Origin of the sequence: Nocardia sp. NPDC056000 (assembly GCF_042269265.1) — a bacterium.
GTDB lineage: Bacteria > Actinomycetota > Actinomycetes > Mycobacteriales > Mycobacteriaceae > Nocardia.
Window position 1 is genome coordinate 352,864 of record NZ_JBHJXS010000003.1, and the last position, 16,890, is coordinate 369,753.

General features: G+C 66.2%; 16 protein-coding genes. 9 read left to right on the forward strand and 7 right to left on the reverse strand.

Annotation, left to right across the window (positions count from 1 at the left end):
* Positions 1-93 precede the first annotated feature (93 nt).
* On the forward strand, positions 94-951 hold the full coding sequence (locus ACFC4D_RS10220) for an alpha/beta fold hydrolase (protein ID WP_376062471.1): 858 nt from the start codon (positions 94-96) through the stop codon (positions 949-951).
* A 97-nt stretch (positions 952-1,048) separates the two neighbouring features.
* Positions 1,049-1,339, forward strand: a complete 291-nt coding sequence (locus ACFC4D_RS10225) for a hypothetical protein (RefSeq protein WP_376062472.1) — start codon at positions 1,049-1,051, stop codon at positions 1,337-1,339.
* On the opposite strand, the gene ACFC4D_RS10230 is transcribed toward ACFC4D_RS10225, so the two are convergent.
* Complete coding sequence (locus ACFC4D_RS10230; RefSeq protein WP_364635428.1) at positions 1,299-1,559, reverse strand: GlsB/YeaQ/YmgE family stress response membrane protein; 261 nt, start codon at positions 1,557-1,559, stop codon at positions 1,299-1,301. The genes ACFC4D_RS10225 and ACFC4D_RS10230 overlap by 41 nt on opposite strands.
* Before the next feature lie 265 nt (positions 1,560-1,824).
* On the opposite strand from ACFC4D_RS10230, the gene ACFC4D_RS10235 reads away from it, so the two are divergent.
* Together ACFC4D_RS10235 and ACFC4D_RS10240 are read left to right on the forward strand one after the other, a co-directional pair.
* A complete protein-coding gene (locus tag ACFC4D_RS10235) occupies positions 1,825-2,319 on the forward strand; it encodes a carboxymuconolactone decarboxylase family protein (protein WP_376062473.1) in 495 nt (164 codons plus the stop codon).
* 134 nt (positions 2,320-2,453) lie between these two features.
* A complete protein-coding gene (locus ACFC4D_RS10240; RefSeq protein WP_364635423.1) occupies positions 2,454-2,813 on the forward strand; it encodes a hypothetical protein in 360 nt (119 codons plus the stop codon).
* An 11-nt stretch (positions 2,814-2,824) separates the two neighbouring features.
* Here ACFC4D_RS10240 and ACFC4D_RS10245 read toward each other — a convergent pair whose 3' ends face one another.
* Entirely contained in the window at positions 2,825-3,193 is a 369-nt protein-coding gene (locus tag ACFC4D_RS10245) for a hypothetical protein (RefSeq protein WP_364635420.1), read from the reverse strand.
* Positions 3,194-3,392: 199 nt separating this feature from the next.
* Here ACFC4D_RS10245 and ACFC4D_RS10250 point away from each other — a divergent pair, with 199 nt between their 5' ends.
* Positions 3,393-4,400 (forward strand): LLM class flavin-dependent oxidoreductase, encoded by a 1,008-nt coding sequence (locus ACFC4D_RS10250; RefSeq protein WP_364635417.1) that lies wholly within the window; start codon positions 3,393-3,395, stop codon positions 4,398-4,400.
* Here the strand turns inward: ACFC4D_RS10250 and ACFC4D_RS10255 are convergent.
* Together ACFC4D_RS10255 and ACFC4D_RS10260 are read right to left on the reverse strand one after the other, a co-directional pair.
* Positions 4,397-5,242 (reverse strand): dienelactone hydrolase family protein, encoded by an 846-nt coding sequence (locus tag ACFC4D_RS10255; RefSeq protein WP_376062474.1) that lies wholly within the window; start codon positions 5,240-5,242, stop codon positions 4,397-4,399. The two genes, ACFC4D_RS10250 and ACFC4D_RS10255, sit on opposite strands and share 4 nt — an antisense overlap.
* A 1-nt stretch (position 5,243) precedes the next feature.
* Positions 5,244-5,849, reverse strand: coding sequence for a TetR/AcrR family transcriptional regulator (locus tag ACFC4D_RS10260; protein WP_376062475.1), 606 nt, complete (start codon positions 5,847-5,849; stop codon positions 5,244-5,246).
* Positions 5,850-5,913: 64 nt separating this feature from the next.
* Between ACFC4D_RS10260 and ACFC4D_RS10265 the strand changes: the two genes are divergently transcribed.
* Complete coding sequence (locus tag ACFC4D_RS10265; protein ID WP_376062476.1) at positions 5,914-6,933, forward strand: DUF3089 domain-containing protein; 1,020 nt, start codon at positions 5,914-5,916, stop codon at positions 6,931-6,933.
* Between the two features lie 114 nt (positions 6,934-7,047).
* Entirely contained in the window at positions 7,048-7,452 is a 405-nt protein-coding gene (locus ACFC4D_RS10270; protein WP_364635405.1) for a hypothetical protein, read from the forward strand.
* Positions 7,453-7,501: 49 nt separating this feature from the next.
* Here the strand turns inward: ACFC4D_RS10270 and ACFC4D_RS10275 are convergent, their stop codons facing one another.
* Positions 7,502-8,845, reverse strand: a complete 1,344-nt coding sequence (locus tag ACFC4D_RS10275; RefSeq protein WP_376062477.1) for a M1 family metallopeptidase — start codon at positions 8,843-8,845, stop codon at positions 7,502-7,504.
* Positions 8,845-12,747, reverse strand: coding sequence for a Pls/PosA family non-ribosomal peptide synthetase (locus ACFC4D_RS10280; protein ID WP_376062478.1), 3,903 nt, complete (start codon positions 12,745-12,747; stop codon positions 8,845-8,847). Before ACFC4D_RS10280 ends, ACFC4D_RS10275 begins: the two co-directional genes overlap by 1 nt.
* Before the next feature lie 168 nt (positions 12,748-12,915).
* Between ACFC4D_RS10280 and ACFC4D_RS10285 the strand changes: the two genes are divergently transcribed.
* Positions 12,916-13,842, forward strand: a complete 927-nt coding sequence (locus tag ACFC4D_RS10285; RefSeq protein WP_375952849.1) for a cyclase family protein — start codon at positions 12,916-12,918, stop codon at positions 13,840-13,842.
* A 64-nt stretch (positions 13,843-13,906) separates the two neighbouring features.
* Here the strand turns inward: ACFC4D_RS10285 and ACFC4D_RS10290 are convergent, their stop codons facing one another.
* On the reverse strand, positions 13,907-15,931 hold the full coding sequence (locus tag ACFC4D_RS10290; protein WP_376062479.1) for an MAC/perforin domain-containing protein: 2,025 nt from the start codon (positions 15,929-15,931) through the stop codon (positions 13,907-13,909).
* 43 nt (positions 15,932-15,974) lie between these two features.
* Here ACFC4D_RS10290 and ACFC4D_RS10295 point away from each other — a divergent pair, with 43 nt between their 5' ends.
* Positions 15,975-16,841 carry a hypothetical protein gene (locus ACFC4D_RS10295; RefSeq protein WP_364635390.1) on the forward strand — a complete coding sequence of 289 codons (867 nt, stop codon included), beginning with the start codon at positions 15,975-15,977 and terminating at the stop codon, positions 16,839-16,841.
* Positions 16,842-16,890: the final 49 nt, after the last annotated feature.

Consider the following 16,890-nt stretch of genomic DNA (forward strand, 5'->3'; position numbering starts at 1 on the left):
GAGGCCGGCGGCGATGTTGTCGGCGCACCCATGGGCTCGGCGGTCGCGCACTGCGAGGATCGTCCGCGACCTGACGATTGCGAGGAGCCGACCGTGTTCACCTTCACCAGCAGCGACGGCGTGAAAATCCATGTGCGCGAATGGTTGCCGACCGGATCGACGGTCGGCATCGTGCAGATCGCGCACGGTATGGGGGAGTACGCCGCGCGCTACGGCCACCTCGCCGAACGGCTCACCGAGCACGGATACGCGGTCTACGCCAATGATCACCGCGGGCACGGGCACAGCATGGCGGGCGCACCCGGCGAGCTCGGCGCGGACGGCTGGAATCTGCTGGTGAACGACCTGGTGACGCTCACCGGACTGCTGCGCGAACGGCATCGCGGGGTGCCGCTCGTGCTCTTCGGGCACAGTCTCGGGTCCTTCGCCGTGCAGCAGTACATTCTGGACCACTCCGCCCTGGTCGACGATGTGGTGTTGTGCGGCAGCACAGCGGTCGACGGACTCTTCGAGATCATCGCCGCGACGGGCGGTGATCTGCTGGAGCTGTTCAACGCCGAGTTCCAGCCCGTGCGGACCACCGCGGATTGGCTCAGTCGCGATGAGGCGCAGGTCGACGCCTATATCGCGCATCCCTGGTGCGGGTTCGAGATCGATCCGGCCAATATGGGCACGCTGGCCGAGGTTGCGGCGCAACGGCTTTCGGAGCCGAAAACCGTACCGACCGATCTGCCGGTGTACATCATGGTCGGCGATCGCGATCCGCTCAACGCCGGTCTGCGGCTGAGCGATCTGCTCGTCGAACGGTATCGCGCGGCGGGTCTGACCGATCTCACCTATCGGATTTATCCGGGCGCCCGGCATGAAATTCTGAATGAAATCAATCGCGAGGAAGTCGAATCCGATCTTCTCGCCTGGCTGTCCCGCGGCGACACGGCGCCGACACGCTGACGACGCGCTGACCGGCGCACATTGATCCGTTTGGCGCGAGCGCGGTCGGGCACCCCGGAGAGGTTGGGGAATCGACCAGCCGAAGGAGAACCCCTCGATGAGTCACCAAGCGAGCTATTCGAACACCACCGGGGCACGCACCGGAGAATCCATCCTCGATACCGTCAATGGTCCGGGCCTGGCCCTGTTGCTTTTCGGAATTCTCGGCCTCGGATCCACCTTGGCCGCCGCCGACTCCGGCTTCGACAACTGGTCCCTGATCGGCATGATCACCAGCGCGTTATGCCTGGCCACGGGCGCGGCGGTGGTGCGCATCGAGCATCACCGCGCGCGCGTGGGCAATTCGATCAGCGTCCCGCGAAACGGCTCACGAGGAATAGCAGAATAACCGCGCCGCCCAGGCAGGTGAAGAAGCTGAACCACAATCCACCGCCGTGCACATCCACCCCGAGCAACTTCAGCAGGAATCCGCCCAGCAAACCGCCGATAACGCCGACGACAATATTGAGCATGATGCCCTGCTGAGCATCGGTTTTCATCAACTTACTGGCAATCCACCCGGCAAGACCACCGATAATGATCCAACCCAGAATTCCGAGACCGAGCATGGGATCTTCTCCTATCCGAGTCCGGACGACCGCTCGACCTAGTCATTGAACGGTCGATTAATACTGATAGTAACTGTCCAGCAACCGAAATAGCCGAATATCGCGGCGGCCATGCCCGGCACGGGTACGGCCGCCGATCCATTACTTCCGCCTGGACGCGCTGGCGTCGACTGTCCGCACCGTGGCGTCTCCGGTACCCCGGTGACCGCGCGCATCGCTCCTAGATTCGGTGACGCGCATATCGGTTCCACCGGAAAGGCCCGTCATGATCAAGCCCGTCGAAGCAGCCCCGCTACTGGATGAAGTGCGCAAGCGCATGGGCCGGGTGCCCAATATGACCAAGGTGATGGCCAATTCGCCCGCCGTACTGGAGGGCTACCTGGGTCTGGCCGGGGCGCTGAAGCGCGGCGCGCTTCCCGCCCCCACCTCCGAACGCATCGCCCTCGCGGTCGGTGCGGCCAATGACTGCGGGTATTGCGTTGCCGCGCACACCTTCACGGGCACCCGCGTCGCCAAGCTCAGCGCCGCGGAAATCGAGGCCGCGAAGGCCGGCACCTCCGCCGACGCCAAAGAGGCCGCCGCGGTGGCCTTCGCCCGCGATCTCACCGAGAGCCGGGGTAAGGCGGATCCGAGCGCCGCGCTGGCCGCGGGCTGGACCGAGGAACAGATCCTGGAGATCATCGCCCTGGTGGCGCTGCAAACCCTGACCAACTACGTCAACAAGGTCGCGGACACCGAGAACGACTGGCCCGCGCCCTGATTCGAGCGCGTCGGCGCTGAGCGGGGCGGATCGTCGTGCACGACCCGCCCGGCGGTGCTCGCGGCGACGGTCCTGGGCGAACATCGATCGCGGTGACTCTACGATTCAGCTACGTGGAATCGGGAGGCGGACATATGCGCATCGAAACGGACGGGACCAGCGGACTGGTGCCCTGGACCGTCGCCGCCTGGGGGCTGATCGCCGCGATCCTCACGGCACCGCTCTCGGCGGCCATCATCGGCATCGCCTACCGCTTCCCGATTCCGTTCGGCGACAAGGCCACCGGACTCGCCGACGCGCTGAACGCGGCCGCGGCCTCGGTCTACTACCTGGTGATGGGCGAGGGGTTCGTGCTGGCCGCACTCGGCGGCCTCGCGGGCTACTTCATCGCCCAGGCACTGCGCCCCCGCCTGATCTTCTCCCTGGCGTGTGCCGTCGCGGCCGCGTTCGGCCTCTCGCTGCTCGCGGCGCTGACCCTCGCCATTCTCGCCTAGCTCTTCTTCGATCAGGACATGATCAGCAGCGGCTGGGTTTCGGTTGTGGGGGTGAGGGATTCGACGGCGGCGGTGAGGCGCAGGCGCACATTGGCCAGGTGGCCGGAGAATGAGCGGCGGCCTTCGGCGGCTTCCCGGTCGGTGGTCGACTCGACCATATTCAACGCGATGGCCCACTGCTGCAGCTGCGCGCTGGCTTCGATGGCGGGGATATCGGGGTCGATGGTGCCGCAGAATTCCGGATCGGTGTCGGTGAAGTGCGCGCAGCAATCCCACATCCACCGCACCCGGGGTAGCGGTCGCCCGGCGGCTTCGGCGGCGTGCGAATTCACCGTCTGGGAGAAGCTCTCTATCGCGGCCATCATCAGCGAGTCGGTCACAGCGGCAAGGGTCTCACCTGGGCGAACCGGTGGGCCGTAACCGGCGGGAATGCGCGTGTCGGGCATCGGTGCCGACGGGTGTGAGCGGACCGGCACCCACCGGTGGGCATAACTTCGGGTAGAGATGAATTGAAGGAAAGGTATGCGCGCGGACTTTGCGTCGCGCTGCCGATATTTCCGAATCAGAAAGGCGGCCCCGATGCCCGTCGCACTGTCCCTCCTCGACCTGGCGGTTATCGCGCCCGGTCAGACCGCGCGTGACAGTTTCGGCAACAGCGTGCAGCTGGCCCAGGCCGCGGAACGCAGTGGACATCGCCGGGTCTGGTACGCCGAGCACCACAATATGAAGTCCATCGCGTCGAGCGCGACCAGCGTGCTGATCGGGCATGTGGCCACCCAGACCGAGAGCATTCGGCTCGGCGCGGGCGGGATCATGCTGCCGAATCATTCGCCGCTGGTGATCGCCGAGCAGTTCGGGACCCTGGAATCGCTGTTCCCGGGGCGCATCGACCTCGGTTTGGGCCGTGCGCCCGGCAGTGATCAGGCCACCATGCGGGCGCTGCGCCGCAATCCGTCCTCCGCCGACACCTTCCCGCAGGATGTGCTGGAGTTGCAGGGCTACCTGTCCGGCAATTCGCGCATTCCGGGCATCAACGCCGTACCGCGCGCGGAAGGCATTGTGCCGCTGTACATTCTGGGCTCCTCGCTGTTCGGTGCGCAATTGGCCGCGCATCTGGGCCTGCCCTACGCCTTCGCCTCGCATTTCGCGCCGGACGCGCTGTACCAGGCCGTCGAGGCGTACCGGGAGGGTTTCAAGCCGTCCGAGCAGCTCGCCGAACCGTATGTGATGGCGGCGGCGAACGTCTTCGCCGCCGACGATCACGAACAGGCCCAGGAACAGAAGCAGATCGCCTACCGCGCGCGGGCGCGCGGCATGCTCCAGCGTGGTGCGGCCGCGCAGGAGTTCTCCGATGAGGAGATCGATCTGTTCCTGAGCACGCCCAATGGTTCACACCTGGCCAAGATGACCACCTACACGTTCGCGGGCACACCCGTCGAAGTCGTTGCCGGACTGGAGGATTTCGCCGCCGGAATCGGCGCGGACGAACTCATCCTCGCCCACCACGCCACGAAGATCGAAGACCGCGTCCACTCGGTGGAGCTCACCGGGCGGACCATGGCCGCTCGCGAACCGGTCGCCAACTAGGTCCGTCCGGACCGCATCGCCGCACCCACGGTGAGCCGCTCCCTGAAGAAGGCGAGAATCTCATCGCGGGCGGCGATGGTGGGCTGTCCGGCCTCATCGATCAGGTGGGCGGTGACAACGCTGTGCGGACTGTCGACGTGCACCGAAAAGAACGGGGCCGTATCGGTATTCGCGGCTTCGTCGGGTAGCACCCGGCCGACGAACCGATCGCCGAGCGCGTCCTGATAGGCCGCGAAACGCTGTGCGCGGCAGAACTTATCGCCCGCGAAGCGATACGCCAGCACGGTGAGGTCATCGCGCTCGAGCCGATCCCGCACCGCCACGAGCTCATCGGGCGCGATCTCCAATCCGGCCGGATCGTTCATCGGCAGCGTGGGCTGGGACAGCACCGGCGCGAGTACGGACGGCTCCAGCATCATGGTGAGCGCGAAATTCCCGGTGAAGCACATACCGATCGCACCGACGCCGGGACCGCCGGACTCCGCATGCGCCAACCGCGCCAGTGCGCGCAACCAGACGGTGACCGGACTGGATTCGCCGGCGGCGAAAGCGCGGAATTCCGCACTGACACAGGCCTTGCGGAAGACCCGCATGCCCTCGTCCGCGCTCGCGACCACACCGTCGCGGCCGAACAGCGACGGCATGTACACCGTGAATCCGGCATCGCGTACCCAGCGCGCGAAACGCGCCACATGCGGGCTGATGCCCGGCATCTCGGTCATCACGATTACCGCCGGGCCGGTTCCCGCGAGATAGACCCGCTTGCTGACGTTTTCGAGGGTGATCTCACGAATGGTGAAGTCCGCCAGCGCATCATCGGCGGACATATCCTGCTGAGGCATTTCAGAACTCCTGATTTCCTGCCGCGAACGCGGTGAGCATGGGTAGAAGCAGCATCGAAAGCGCTTGTCGCTGACGCTCGGCGGGCCAGACCTCGGGCTCCAGCACGGTCCGGCACCCGACGCCGTCGACGGCCGCGAGCACCGCGTCCGCACAGGCGATCGCCTCCGCGCGAGTCGGCGGCGTCGTCCGCAGCGTCGAGACCCGGTCTGCGATGCGCTCGACGATCGCGGTGTAGTACCGCCGATGCACCGCGCGCAATCGCTCATCGGTCATGGCCCGCGCCCAGAAGGCCAGCCACACCCGCCATTCGCCGAGGCTCTCGGCGGTCAGGGGCAGATAGCTCGCGGAGATGTCGATGCAGGCCCGGACATCGGCGGGGGAGTCGGTCTCGGGTCGTTCGAGCACCCGCCGCACCACCTCTTCGAGCGCGGCCTCGAGCACCGCGTCCTTACCGTCGAAATAGTGCGTGACCGCGCCCGTGGTGACATTCGCGGCGGCGGCCACATCGCGTAATCGCGTCCCGTCGATCCCGGCGGCTCCGATCACCGAGACCGCCGCGGCGGCGATGGTCCGGCGCTGTTCCACCACATCGACCTGTTTTGGCATAACGGTGATTATGTATCAATCGGCGGTACTTGCCAACAAGGGCGGCAAGGGGTTTGGTGTTGAAATGCGCATCCCCGCCGTAGCGTCCGTCCTGAGCGGTGCGATCCTCACCCTCGTCTCGGCCTTCCTGGTCGCCGCCCCGCCCGCTTCGGCCGATTCCGGCACCACCTGGCTGTGCCGTCCCGGGCAGGCGGGCGATCCGTGCGGCGGTCGCTCGGGCGCGCCGATCGACTGCTTCTACGTCTATCCGACCGCCTCGCTCGAACAGTCGACGAACGCGGACTTCGCCACCTCGGCGGAGTTGCGGACGGTCGCGGGCATGCAGGCCGGACCCTTCGACGCCGACTGCGATGTGTGGGCTCCGGTGTACCGCCAGGTGACGCTGAAAGCGCTGTTCAATCCGCCCGCCGAAGGCGTCGCCGCCGCACGGGATCTCGCGTATCACGACGTGGTGAACGCGTGGAACGACTACCTGGCCAACCACAATGGCGGCCGCGGCGTCGTGCTCATCGGCCATTCGCAGGGCACTCGCATGCTGCGCTCCCTGATTCGCAATGAGATCGACGGGAAACCGGTGCGGTCGCAATTGGTTTCGGCCCTGCTGATCGGCGGTGACGTCCTGGTCGCCAAGGGCTCGACGACGGGCGGAGACTTCCCGACCGTTCCGGCGTGCACCGAGGTGGCGCAAACCGGCTGCGTCATCGCCTACTCGTCGTTCACGCGCACGCCCCCGGCGAATACTCGCTTCGGCCGCTCACCCGCGACACCGGACGTCTCCGATGTGCGCGGCACCCTGCCCTACGGCCCCGGCTACGAGGTGCTCTGCACGAACCCGGCGTCCCTGCGGGACAACGCCGATGCCCCGATACACGCGGTGGTCGCGGGCCGTGAATTCGATACCCTGCACGCACGGTGCACCACCGGTGACGGCCCGCACGTCCTACTGGTCGAAGGCCCCGGCGCGGGACTGGTGCCCGCGGTCCCGGATCAGACCTGGGGTACCCATCTACTCGATACCAATCTCGCACAGCAGGATCTGGTCGATCTGGTCGCCGCGCAGAGCCTGGCCTATCAGCGCCGCTGAGCGATTCGGCCGGTTGGCGCACCGGGACCGCATCCTGGCGTGTTCTGCGCCCGGGTTCGGCCTTCGAATCGTTCTAGATTCGAAGGCCCACCCCTTGGAGCAGGAGTCGTACCAATGCCGTTCGTGCGCATCACCATTGCCGATCCGGAGCTCGCACCGGACACCCAGGCGGCTCTGGCCGCGGATATCACCGCTCTCCTGGAGAAGGATCTCCTGAAGGAGCCCGAGGTCACCGTCGTGCACCTGAACCTGGTCCCGGCCGACCGCTGGTTCGTTGGCGCGAGCAGGCTCACCGGAGTCACCGGCGCTCACCTCGAGGTCAGTATCACCGCGGGCACCAACACATCCCAGGAGAAGGCCGCCTTCATCGACCACGCCTACGACGCGCTGAACACCCGCCTGGGCGCACTGCCCGGCGCGGCCTACGTGGCCCTCTACGAACTCGACGGCGAGAGCTACGGCTACAACGGCATCACCCAGCTGGCCCGCCGCCGCATCGACCCCACCGAAAAGGACTGAGCGGCGGCGCTTTCCGCGACCCGGAGGCTCTGAGCGCGTAGACGCGGGGTTACGCGCTCAGCACCCGGGGCGGCGGCAGATGGGGGAGCGGCAGGCTGTAGAGCCAGCCGTCCCACAGCGGTCGCAGCGGGGTTGAGCTGTAATGGCCTGCCAGATCGGTGAATTCGTCGGTGGTGACCGATGAGTGCCGATAGCGGGTGGTCCACTCGCGCAGCAGGTTGAAGAACTTCGGATCGCCAAGGTGCAGGCGCAGCGCGTGCAGGGCGAGGGCCCCGCGCTTGTAGACCCGATCGTCGAACATGCGGGTGGGGCCCGGATCGCCGATCAGGATGTCCTGCGGATGCCGCGAGAGCATATGGTGGGCCGAGCGGGCCAGCTGGTCCGCACTCTGCCCGCCCGACGCCTCGGACCAGATCCATTCGGCATAACAGGCGAAACCCTCGTGCAGCCAGATATCGCGCCATTGGCGCAGGGTGAGGCTGTTGCCGAACCACTGGTGCGCGAGTTCGTGCGCGACAAGGCGTTCCGAGCCGCGGTGGCCGTCGCAGTGGTTCGCGCCGAAGATCGAGATGCCCTGCGCCTCGATCGGGATCTCCAGTTCGTCATCGGTGATGACGACGGTGTACCCGTCGAACGGGTACGGGCCGAACCGGTCGGTGAAGACCTCCATCATATGCGGCTGCCGCGCGAAATCATGATCGAAGGCGGCGCGCAGCCGGACCGGCAGCACCGCCTGCATGGGGACCGCGCCGCGCGGGGCCTCCAGCCGATGTTTGCGATACGGCCCGATCTGAATGGTGGCCAGATAGGTGGCCATCGGCTCGGTCTGCTCGTACACCCAGGTGGTCTGACTGGCCTTGGTCTGCTTGCGCATCAGGGTGCCATTGGCCAGGGCGTAGTACGGGGTGTCGGTGGTGATCGAAATCCGGTAGGACGCTTTGGAACTCGGATGATCGTCACACGGGTACCAGGACGCCGCGCCATTGGGCTGACTGGCCACCAGCGCGCCCTCGGTGAGCTCCTCCCAGCCGACCTCACCCCACGGCCCGCGCACCGGTTTGGGCACACCGGTGTACTGGATCACCAGCGCCAGCACGCCCCCGGCGGGAATCCGCTGCGCGGGCGTGATCACCAATTTGCCTTGCTGGTGCGCGTATTTCGCGGCCCGAGTGCCATTGACGAACACCTTCGACACGGCCAGCGCCTGCGACAGGTCCAGTGCGAACCGCTCGCGCACCTCGGTGGTGACCGCGGTGATCTCCGCGCGCCCGCTGAGCCGGTTGCTGGCTACCTTGTAGACCAGCTCCAGCTCATACCTGGACACCCGGTAACCGCGATTACCGTTCTGCGGCAGGTAATCATCGATGGGCTCATCGGCGAACTTGCCGGGCATCACTCGGCCGCTCCGGTGTGCGGCCACGGTGCGATGGGGTTGCCCCACCATCTCGTGGACGGCGGCACGGTGTCACCGCGCATCACCAGCGATGCGGGGCCGACGGTCGCGCCCGCCCCGATGCCGGACGCGGGCAGCGCCACACAGTGCGGGCCCAAAGTCGCTCCCGCGCCCAGGGTTACGGTGTCCATGGCCATGATTCGATCGTGGAACAGATGGGTCTGCACCACACAGCCGCGCTCGACGGTCGCACCATCACCGAGAGTCACCAGGTCAGCCTCCGGAAGCCAATAGGACTCGCACCATACCCCGCGCCCGATCTTCGCGCCGAGTCCGCGCAGCCACAGATTCAGTACCGGCGTACCCGTTGCGGCGCGCGCGAACCACGGTGCGGCAACATGTTCCACGAATGTGTCCGCGACTTCATTGCGCCATACGAACGAGCTCCACAGCGGATGCTCCTCGGTGCCGATCCGCCCGACCAGCAACCATTTGGCGATGACCGAGACAACACCCGCCACCGCACCGGCGGCCAGCAGCACCAGCCCGCTCAGCAGCGCGGTGCCCAGATGCCCGATCTGCTGGGCGAGCCAGGCCAGGGTGAACAGCACGCCCAGCCCGATGGCGAAGGTCACCAGCACCGGTATCAGGCGGCAGGTCTCGACGATGCCGCGCGCCACCCGCAGTCGCCAGGACGGATCGAAAGTGCGTGCGGTATCGGAGGTTCCGGCGGTGCGACGCAGGCGTACCGGCGGACTGCCCAGCCACGAGGAACCGGCCTTGGCCTTGGACGGCGCGGCCGAGAGCACCGCGACGAGTCCGTTCTTGGGCACCCGGCGGCCCGGCGCGGTCATTCCGGAATTGCCGAGGAAGGCGCGCTTGCCGACCTTGGCCTCACCGATATGCAGCCAGCCGCCGCCGAGTTCGTAGCTGGCGATCATGGTGTCATCGGCCAGGAACGCGCCGTCGGCGACCGTGGTGAACTTGGGCAGCAACAGCACCGTCGAGGCTTCCACGTGCTTACCGACCTTCGCGCCGAGCAGCCGCAGCCACACCGGGGTCAAAAGGCTTGCGTAGAGCGGGAAAAGGAAGGTGCGCGCCGAATCGAGCAGTCGTTCGGTGGACCACGCCTGCCAGCCCACCCGGCTGCGCACCGGGTGATATCCGGCGGTGAGGCCGATGCTGAACAGTCGCACCGCGATGATAGTCACCGCGGCGTACACGCCCAGGCACAGCAGTGCCGCGACCGGCAGGATGGCGAACGCGCGCCCGAGTCCCGCTGTGAGCGTGGTGGTATCGCGAATCCACCAGGCGATGAACGCGCCGCCGGTGCCCAGCGCCAGGATCGGCACCGCCGCCAGCGCCATCGAGGTGATACCGAAGACGGCGACCCAGTGCGACGCCCGCGCGGGCGTGTTGTCGGGCCAGCCGTGCTGTGCCTTACCGACTTTCACCGCCGGTGATCCGGCCCAGGCCTGTTCGGCCTTGACCCGTCCGGAGACCGCCGAACCCGGTGCGATCTCGGCATTGCGGCCGATCCTGGTGCCGGGCAGCAGAATCGAGCGCGCGCCGACCACCGCGCCCGGCCCGATGGTGATCGGGCCGATATGCACCGTATCGCCGTCGATCCAGTACCCCGACAGATCGACCTCGGGTTCCACACTGCATCCGTCACCGAGTTCGAGCATGCCGGTCACCGGCGGCAGGGTGTGCAGATCGACGCCCTTGCCGATGCGCGAGCCCAGGGCGCGCGCGAACGGCACCATCCACGGTGCGCCGGACAGGTTCTCGGCACCGCTGGCCTCGGACAGCCGCACGGCCGTCCACAGCCGCAGATGTACCAGTCCGCCGCGCGGATAGTCACCCGGCTGCACATTGCTCAACAGCAGCCGGGAACCGGCCACGCACAGTGCCATTCGGCCGGGCGGCGAGATGAAAAGCAGGAAGGCGATCAGCGCCCACCACCATGACAGATGCGGCAGCCAAGGCAGCGACCCGTTCCAGGACGCGATATTGCCGACGATGGCCAGCCAGGTCAGCCACTGCAATCCGGTCAGTGTGGTGAGCGGGATGGTGGCCAGTACCTGGAACAGCTGCGCGGGCAGTGGCACCGGTGCGACCACCCGGTCCTGCACCGCCGCGACCGGAGCCCGGGCGTCCAGCATCGCGGCGAGCGCGCCGAGCCGGGGCTGATCGTAGAGATCGGCGACGGTGATCTGCGGATGCCGTTCGCGCAATCCGGTCACCAGCTGTGCGGCCGCGAGCGAACCGCCGCCGAGATCGAAGAAGTCGGCATTGGGATCGGTGACCTCCGCGCCGAGGATCGAATCCCACAGTCCCGCAACCCATTGTTCGGTCGGGGTGAGTCCCGGGTCGACCTCGGTCACCTTGGGCAGCGGCCAGGGCAGCGCATCGCGATCGACCTTGCCCGACGTGCGGGTGGGCATATCCGCCACCACCGCGAGCCGGGGCACCAGTGGCGCGGGTAGCTGTTCGGCGAGAATGGCGCGAGCGGCCTTGACGTCGTAGTCCGCGCCCGGTCCGGTCAGATATCCGACCAGAATCTTATTGCCCGCCTTGGTGGTTCGAATCGCGGCCGCACCGCCGGTCACACCGGGCAGATGCTGCAGCGCGTTATCGATCTCACCGAGTTCGATGCGCCGCCCGCCGAGTTTGATCTGATCGTCGGCGCGGCCCAGGAACACCAGTCCGGCACTGTCATTGCGCACCAGATCGCCACTGCGATAGGCGCGTTCCCAGCCGACGGACTCCAGCGGCGCGTACTTCTCCGCATCCTTGGCCGGGTCCAGATAGCGGGCCAGGCCGACGCCGCCGATGACCAGCTCACCGGATTCGCCCTCGGCCACCGGATTTCCGGCGGCGTCGATGACGGTCAGATCCCAGCCGTCCAGCGGCAGGCCGATGCGCACCGGCCAGTCGCCGTTCAGCAGGGCCGCGCACGCCACCACGGTCGCCTCGGTGGGGCCGTAGGTGTTCCACACCTCACGATCGGCCGTGCCCGCGAGCCGCTCGGCCAATTCCGGCGGTACCGCCTCACCGCCGAAGATGAGCAGGCGCACCGAATCCAGCGCCTCGGCGGGCCAGGTGGCGGCCAGCGTCGGCACGGTGGAGACGATGCTGATCTCCCGGCGCACCAGCCACGGACCCAGATCCGCACCGGTCCGCACCAGCGCGCGCGGTGCGGGCACCAGGCAGGCCCCGTGCCGCCACGCCAGCCACATCTCCTCGCAGGAGGCGTCGAAGGCGACCGAGAGCCCGGCCAGCACCCGATCACCCGGGGCGATGGGCTCGCCCTGCAGGAACAACCGGGCCTCGGCGTCGACGAAGGCGGCGGCGTTGCGATGGGTCACCGCAACGCCTTTGGGGGTTCCGGTCGAGCCGGAGGTGAAGATGATCCAGGCGTCATCGTCCGGGGTGGGATGCGCGGTCGACCCCGGCGCGGCCGATCCTTCCGCCGATTCCGTTGTCGCGCCGGTGCTTTCGATGCCGTCGCCGGTGACGATGGCGCTCACCTTCGCCTCGCCGAAGACCAGCCGCGCACGTTCGTCCGGATCGTCGGCGTCCACCGGGACGTATGCCGCACCGGCGTGCAGCACCGCGAGAATGGTGATGTAGAGCGCCCGGGTGCCGGACGGCATGCGCACGCCCACGCGATCACCGGCGCGCACACCCGCCGCGGCCAGGCGGCCGACCTCGTGATCGATCTCGGTCAGCAACTCCGAATAGCTGAGAATCGCCTCGCCGTCGTCGATGGCGGCGGCCTCGGGGAACTCGGCCGCGGTGGCGGCCAGCAACTCGACCAGCGTCCGCACAGGTGGCGCCAATGTGGCCCGCAGCAACGGGCTGGCGCCCATCGCCGTATCGACCGGGGACTGCTGCATGGCGTCGTGCCCACCTCTCATAGAACTGCCCAGCGCTTGTGCGTCTGTTGTTTCACACGAGGGTTACCAGCGGGCGAACTCCACGGTGACCAATGGTCCACGGTACTAGGCGTGTGGATTGTCTGGTGTGTGCGGATCGCCGGAGTGCGGTGGGTAAGTTACCCCGGTATGGCTTTCCCACCCGAATTCCTCGCCCTCGCCAAACGCGTGAACAATTGGGGCCGTTGGGGTTCCGACGATCAGATCGGCACGCTCAACCTCATCACCGACAATGTGGTGCGCGCCGCCGCGGCCACGGTACGCAGCGGGCGGCGCGTCGCCCTGGCGGTACCGCTGAGCCAGCAGGGCATTCAGACCGGCATGATCCGGGGCCGAGTCAACCCGCTGCACAGCATGATCGCGATCAACTGGGAGATGTTCGGTCCCGACACCGTTGCCACCAGCGATGACGTGGTCACCATGGCATTGCAGGCCGGGACCCATTGGGACGCTTTACCGCACGTGTCGTACAACGGGCGCATCTACAACAACCGCCCCGCCGACAGCATCACCGCGCATGGCGGCGCGACGTACAGCGCCATAGACAAGGTGCGCCATATCGTCTCGCGCGGCGTGCTGCTGGATGTGGCCGGGGCGCTGGGGCTCGAACGCCTGCCCGCGGACCACGCGGTCACCCCCGAGGACCTCGAACTGGCCGAGGAATACGGCCGGGTGCGGGTGCGCGCGGGTGATCTGGTGCTGGTGCGCACCGGTCAGATCCGGCTCTTCCTGGCCGGTGACCGGCACGGTTACGGCGTTCCGTCACCGGGCCTGTCGGTGCGCTGTCCGGAATGGTTTCATGCCCGCGATGTCGCGGCCGTGGCCAATGACACGCTGACCTTCGAGATCTTCCCGCCCGAGATCGAGAATCTATGGCTGCCGGTGCACGCGCTGCATCTGGTGGAGATGGGCATGCTGCAGGGCCAGAACTGGAATCTGGAGGAACTGTCCCGGGTCTGCGCCGAGGAGCAGCGCTATGAATTCCTGCTCTCGGCCACACCGGAACCGTTCGTCGGCGGCACCGGCGCTCCGGTCGCGCCGATCGCCATTCTCTGAGGCGTGATCGATGCCCTCCCGCATTCGTGTGCGGGAGGGCATCGAGAATTGGTGCGCCGTTTACCTACTTGTGGTGATGCGAACCGTGATCCTCGGGCTTGTGCGGCTTTGTGGGCTGCTGTGGCTTATGGGGCTGTTCGGGCTCGAGTGACTTCGCCACCGAACCGATCGCGTGGTTCTTGGTTGCGGCGGTAGCCGAGCGCGCATAGGTCAGGCCGACGACCGAGGCATTCATATTGAAGTAGTACGGCTCTGCCAACCAGGTGTTGGGTGAGTAGACGGCCTGTAGGATTTCCAGTGCCAAACCGGGTGCCGAACCCTGCCTGCCGACCACCGTGTAGCAGGCCGAGCCGCCCTTATCCGGATAGCCGACGAATTTCTTCCACCCCTGCATGGTCGCGCCGATGCTCAACAGCCAATGCTGGAAATCCTGCGAGGGATAGTTCAGCAGATCGATGCCGAAGCCGGTCACCGCGGCGATGTAGCCGGTGTTCTTCACCCCATTCAGATCCTTCATCATGGCCTTGTAGATGGCCGGATCCGGAGTGAGTGAATTGGGCTGGTACGTCTGGTAATACAGATGCACCATGAGCGGTTCGAAGGTTGTCGAGTCATATAGTGCCAGTTGATAACCGCCGACCGGCGCCACCTCTCCGGGAGCAATGACTGTCGGGGCCGGCGGATCCACTTCCGGTACCGGAGTCGCGACCCGGCCATTGGTGATGATGCCCCAGCTGGTGCTGACATTGCCGCCGCCGGGTGCGCGATGCGGGGTGTAATCGGTTGCGGCATAGGTCAGAATCGCGCCATTGGTATAGGCCTCCAGCGCCTGGGCCACCGCCGTCGCCTGATTGCCGGAGAACAGCATGTTCAGCGGGCGCAGATTGAAATCGATGACCGACGGGTTCTTCATCAGCGCCGCGGACCACGCGTCGAACACTCCCACCTTGGAATCGCCATAGCCGGGTGTGAGTGCGTTGAGCGCGGAGGCGTCGCCGCCGGTCGCGTTCACCGTGACCAGCCGGCTGTCCGACCAGGTCTTGGTGAGTTCTTCCCACTGCGTATGGGATTCGGCCTTGCTGGAGGTGAACACGGCCTTGTACTCGAGCTCGATATTGGCGCTGACCTGCGACTGGTTGGAGGTGTACATGGTCTGCACCGCCTCGTAGTAGTCCAGGCTGCCGCCGACCACCACCTGTCCCACGAAATGGGTTCCCCACTTGCGGAATACGGCGAAGAATTGCTCTTGATTGGCGGAGTTGAAGGTGCTCGGCAGGTTCTTGATGTCGGGATCATCGCGGAAGTCCGCACTCAGCCATTGGCTGGACGTATGGTTGAGATTGAGTTCCCAGGCGGTGAAATCGGCTTCGTAAATGCCGTAATAATATGACTGGTCGGTATTTACGGTCTTACTGTAAGCGGCATTGAACTGCGCGCTGAACGCACCGTACGAGGCCTGAACTTCGGCCTTCTGCGAGAAGTGCGACTGGAACTGCGAGACCGTGTTGTATACGTAGGACGAGCCCATCGTATTGGTGTACTCGATCGGAGTGGCGTTCTCCGGCACCTGGTAGGTGATGCCACTCGGCGGGTATTCCCAGTTCCGGGCGTCGGGGCCGAGATTCACGATTTGCTGTGGCATCAGCGATCGGGTGCTGTATGTGCCGAGGATGTTGAATCCGCGCCCGATTGCACTGGCGCCGGGTATCAGCGACATGGTGTGTTCCTTCCGTAGCCGTCCCCGCGACAAGGATACGGTTGTCCAGTTCGAATCCAATGGGTTACAACTTAATTCGAAGGTATTCCGCAATACACCCCACGAAAGCGTGAACAACGCCATGTCATTCGACACGGCGCGGGTTTTCCGCGTTCTCCCACAGCCTTTTTGCGCGACAGTAGCCCGCATATAACGGCCGGAGTGGTCTGCTACCGGCGGTGCTCGCGCCGCGTGGTTGCCGGTGCGGAGATCCTCCCCGAATCGTCCCGGCACCTCGATCGATGTACTATCGTTCCACTCTGAAAGGAGTTGTTCTGCAACTCTTTTGGGCAGCGGCAAGGGGGTATGCGCGCAGTAACCGAAGAACTTCATCGATACCGCTCGAACAGATGCCGCTCGAACAAAGGAATCTCGAGTGTCCCTGAGCTTTCCCGATCACCCCGCCGCGCTCTCCAACACCCCCACCGATCTGTCCGTACTGCTGCGCCCGGCTCCGCCCGGCGCCCCCACCGATGTGGTGCGCCTGCGCAGCTCCAATGGGTTCCTGCTCTGGGCCGATCTGCCGCCCGTACTGGTGCTGGGCAGTTCCGGCGGCGCGGGGACCACCACCACCGCGCTCGGGGTGGCCACCGCCGCCTCCTATAACTATCGCGAGCATTCGCCGATCGTGGTGGACGCCACCGCCACCGGCGGCGATCTGGCCCGAAGGGGTTGCGACGCAATCGATGCCGCGGGCACGGTGCAATCCTGGCTGAATATGAGCCACCGCGGGCTGGCCTCGGCGGTGCTGGACAGCTGCGGTGAGAACACCTCCAGCGTCGGCATTCTGCCGCGCGGTCCCGAAGCGCTGCCCCGCCGGGAGAGCTATGCCTCGGTGCATCGGAGTCTGTGTGATGCGGGTTGTCTGCCCGTGTACGACGGCGGGTCACCGGTGACCAATCGCATGGTCGCGCCGCTGCTCGCGGATTCGCGCATCGCGCTGGTGATCACCCTGGCCGCGCGTTCGGACGCGGTGAACCGTTTGCGCCCCGCGCTGATCTGGCTGGATGACAATTACAGCGAGTATCACCTGGCCGAGGCGGTCATCGTGGTGACGCGACAGAATCCGACCGATGGTCCCGGTTATGCCAAACATATCCGGCAGTACCTCGGAAAGTATGTCCGCGCGGTCACCGAGATCCCGTATGACGCGCATCTGGCTACCGGTGGCGCGGTGAGCTGGTCGAAGCTCGCTCCGCCGACTCGCACCGCGTATCGTCAGATTGTCAATCTGCTGCGGTAGTCCTCACGTTATGGTGCAGGTCACTGGCAATTATTCAGCTAACTGATAC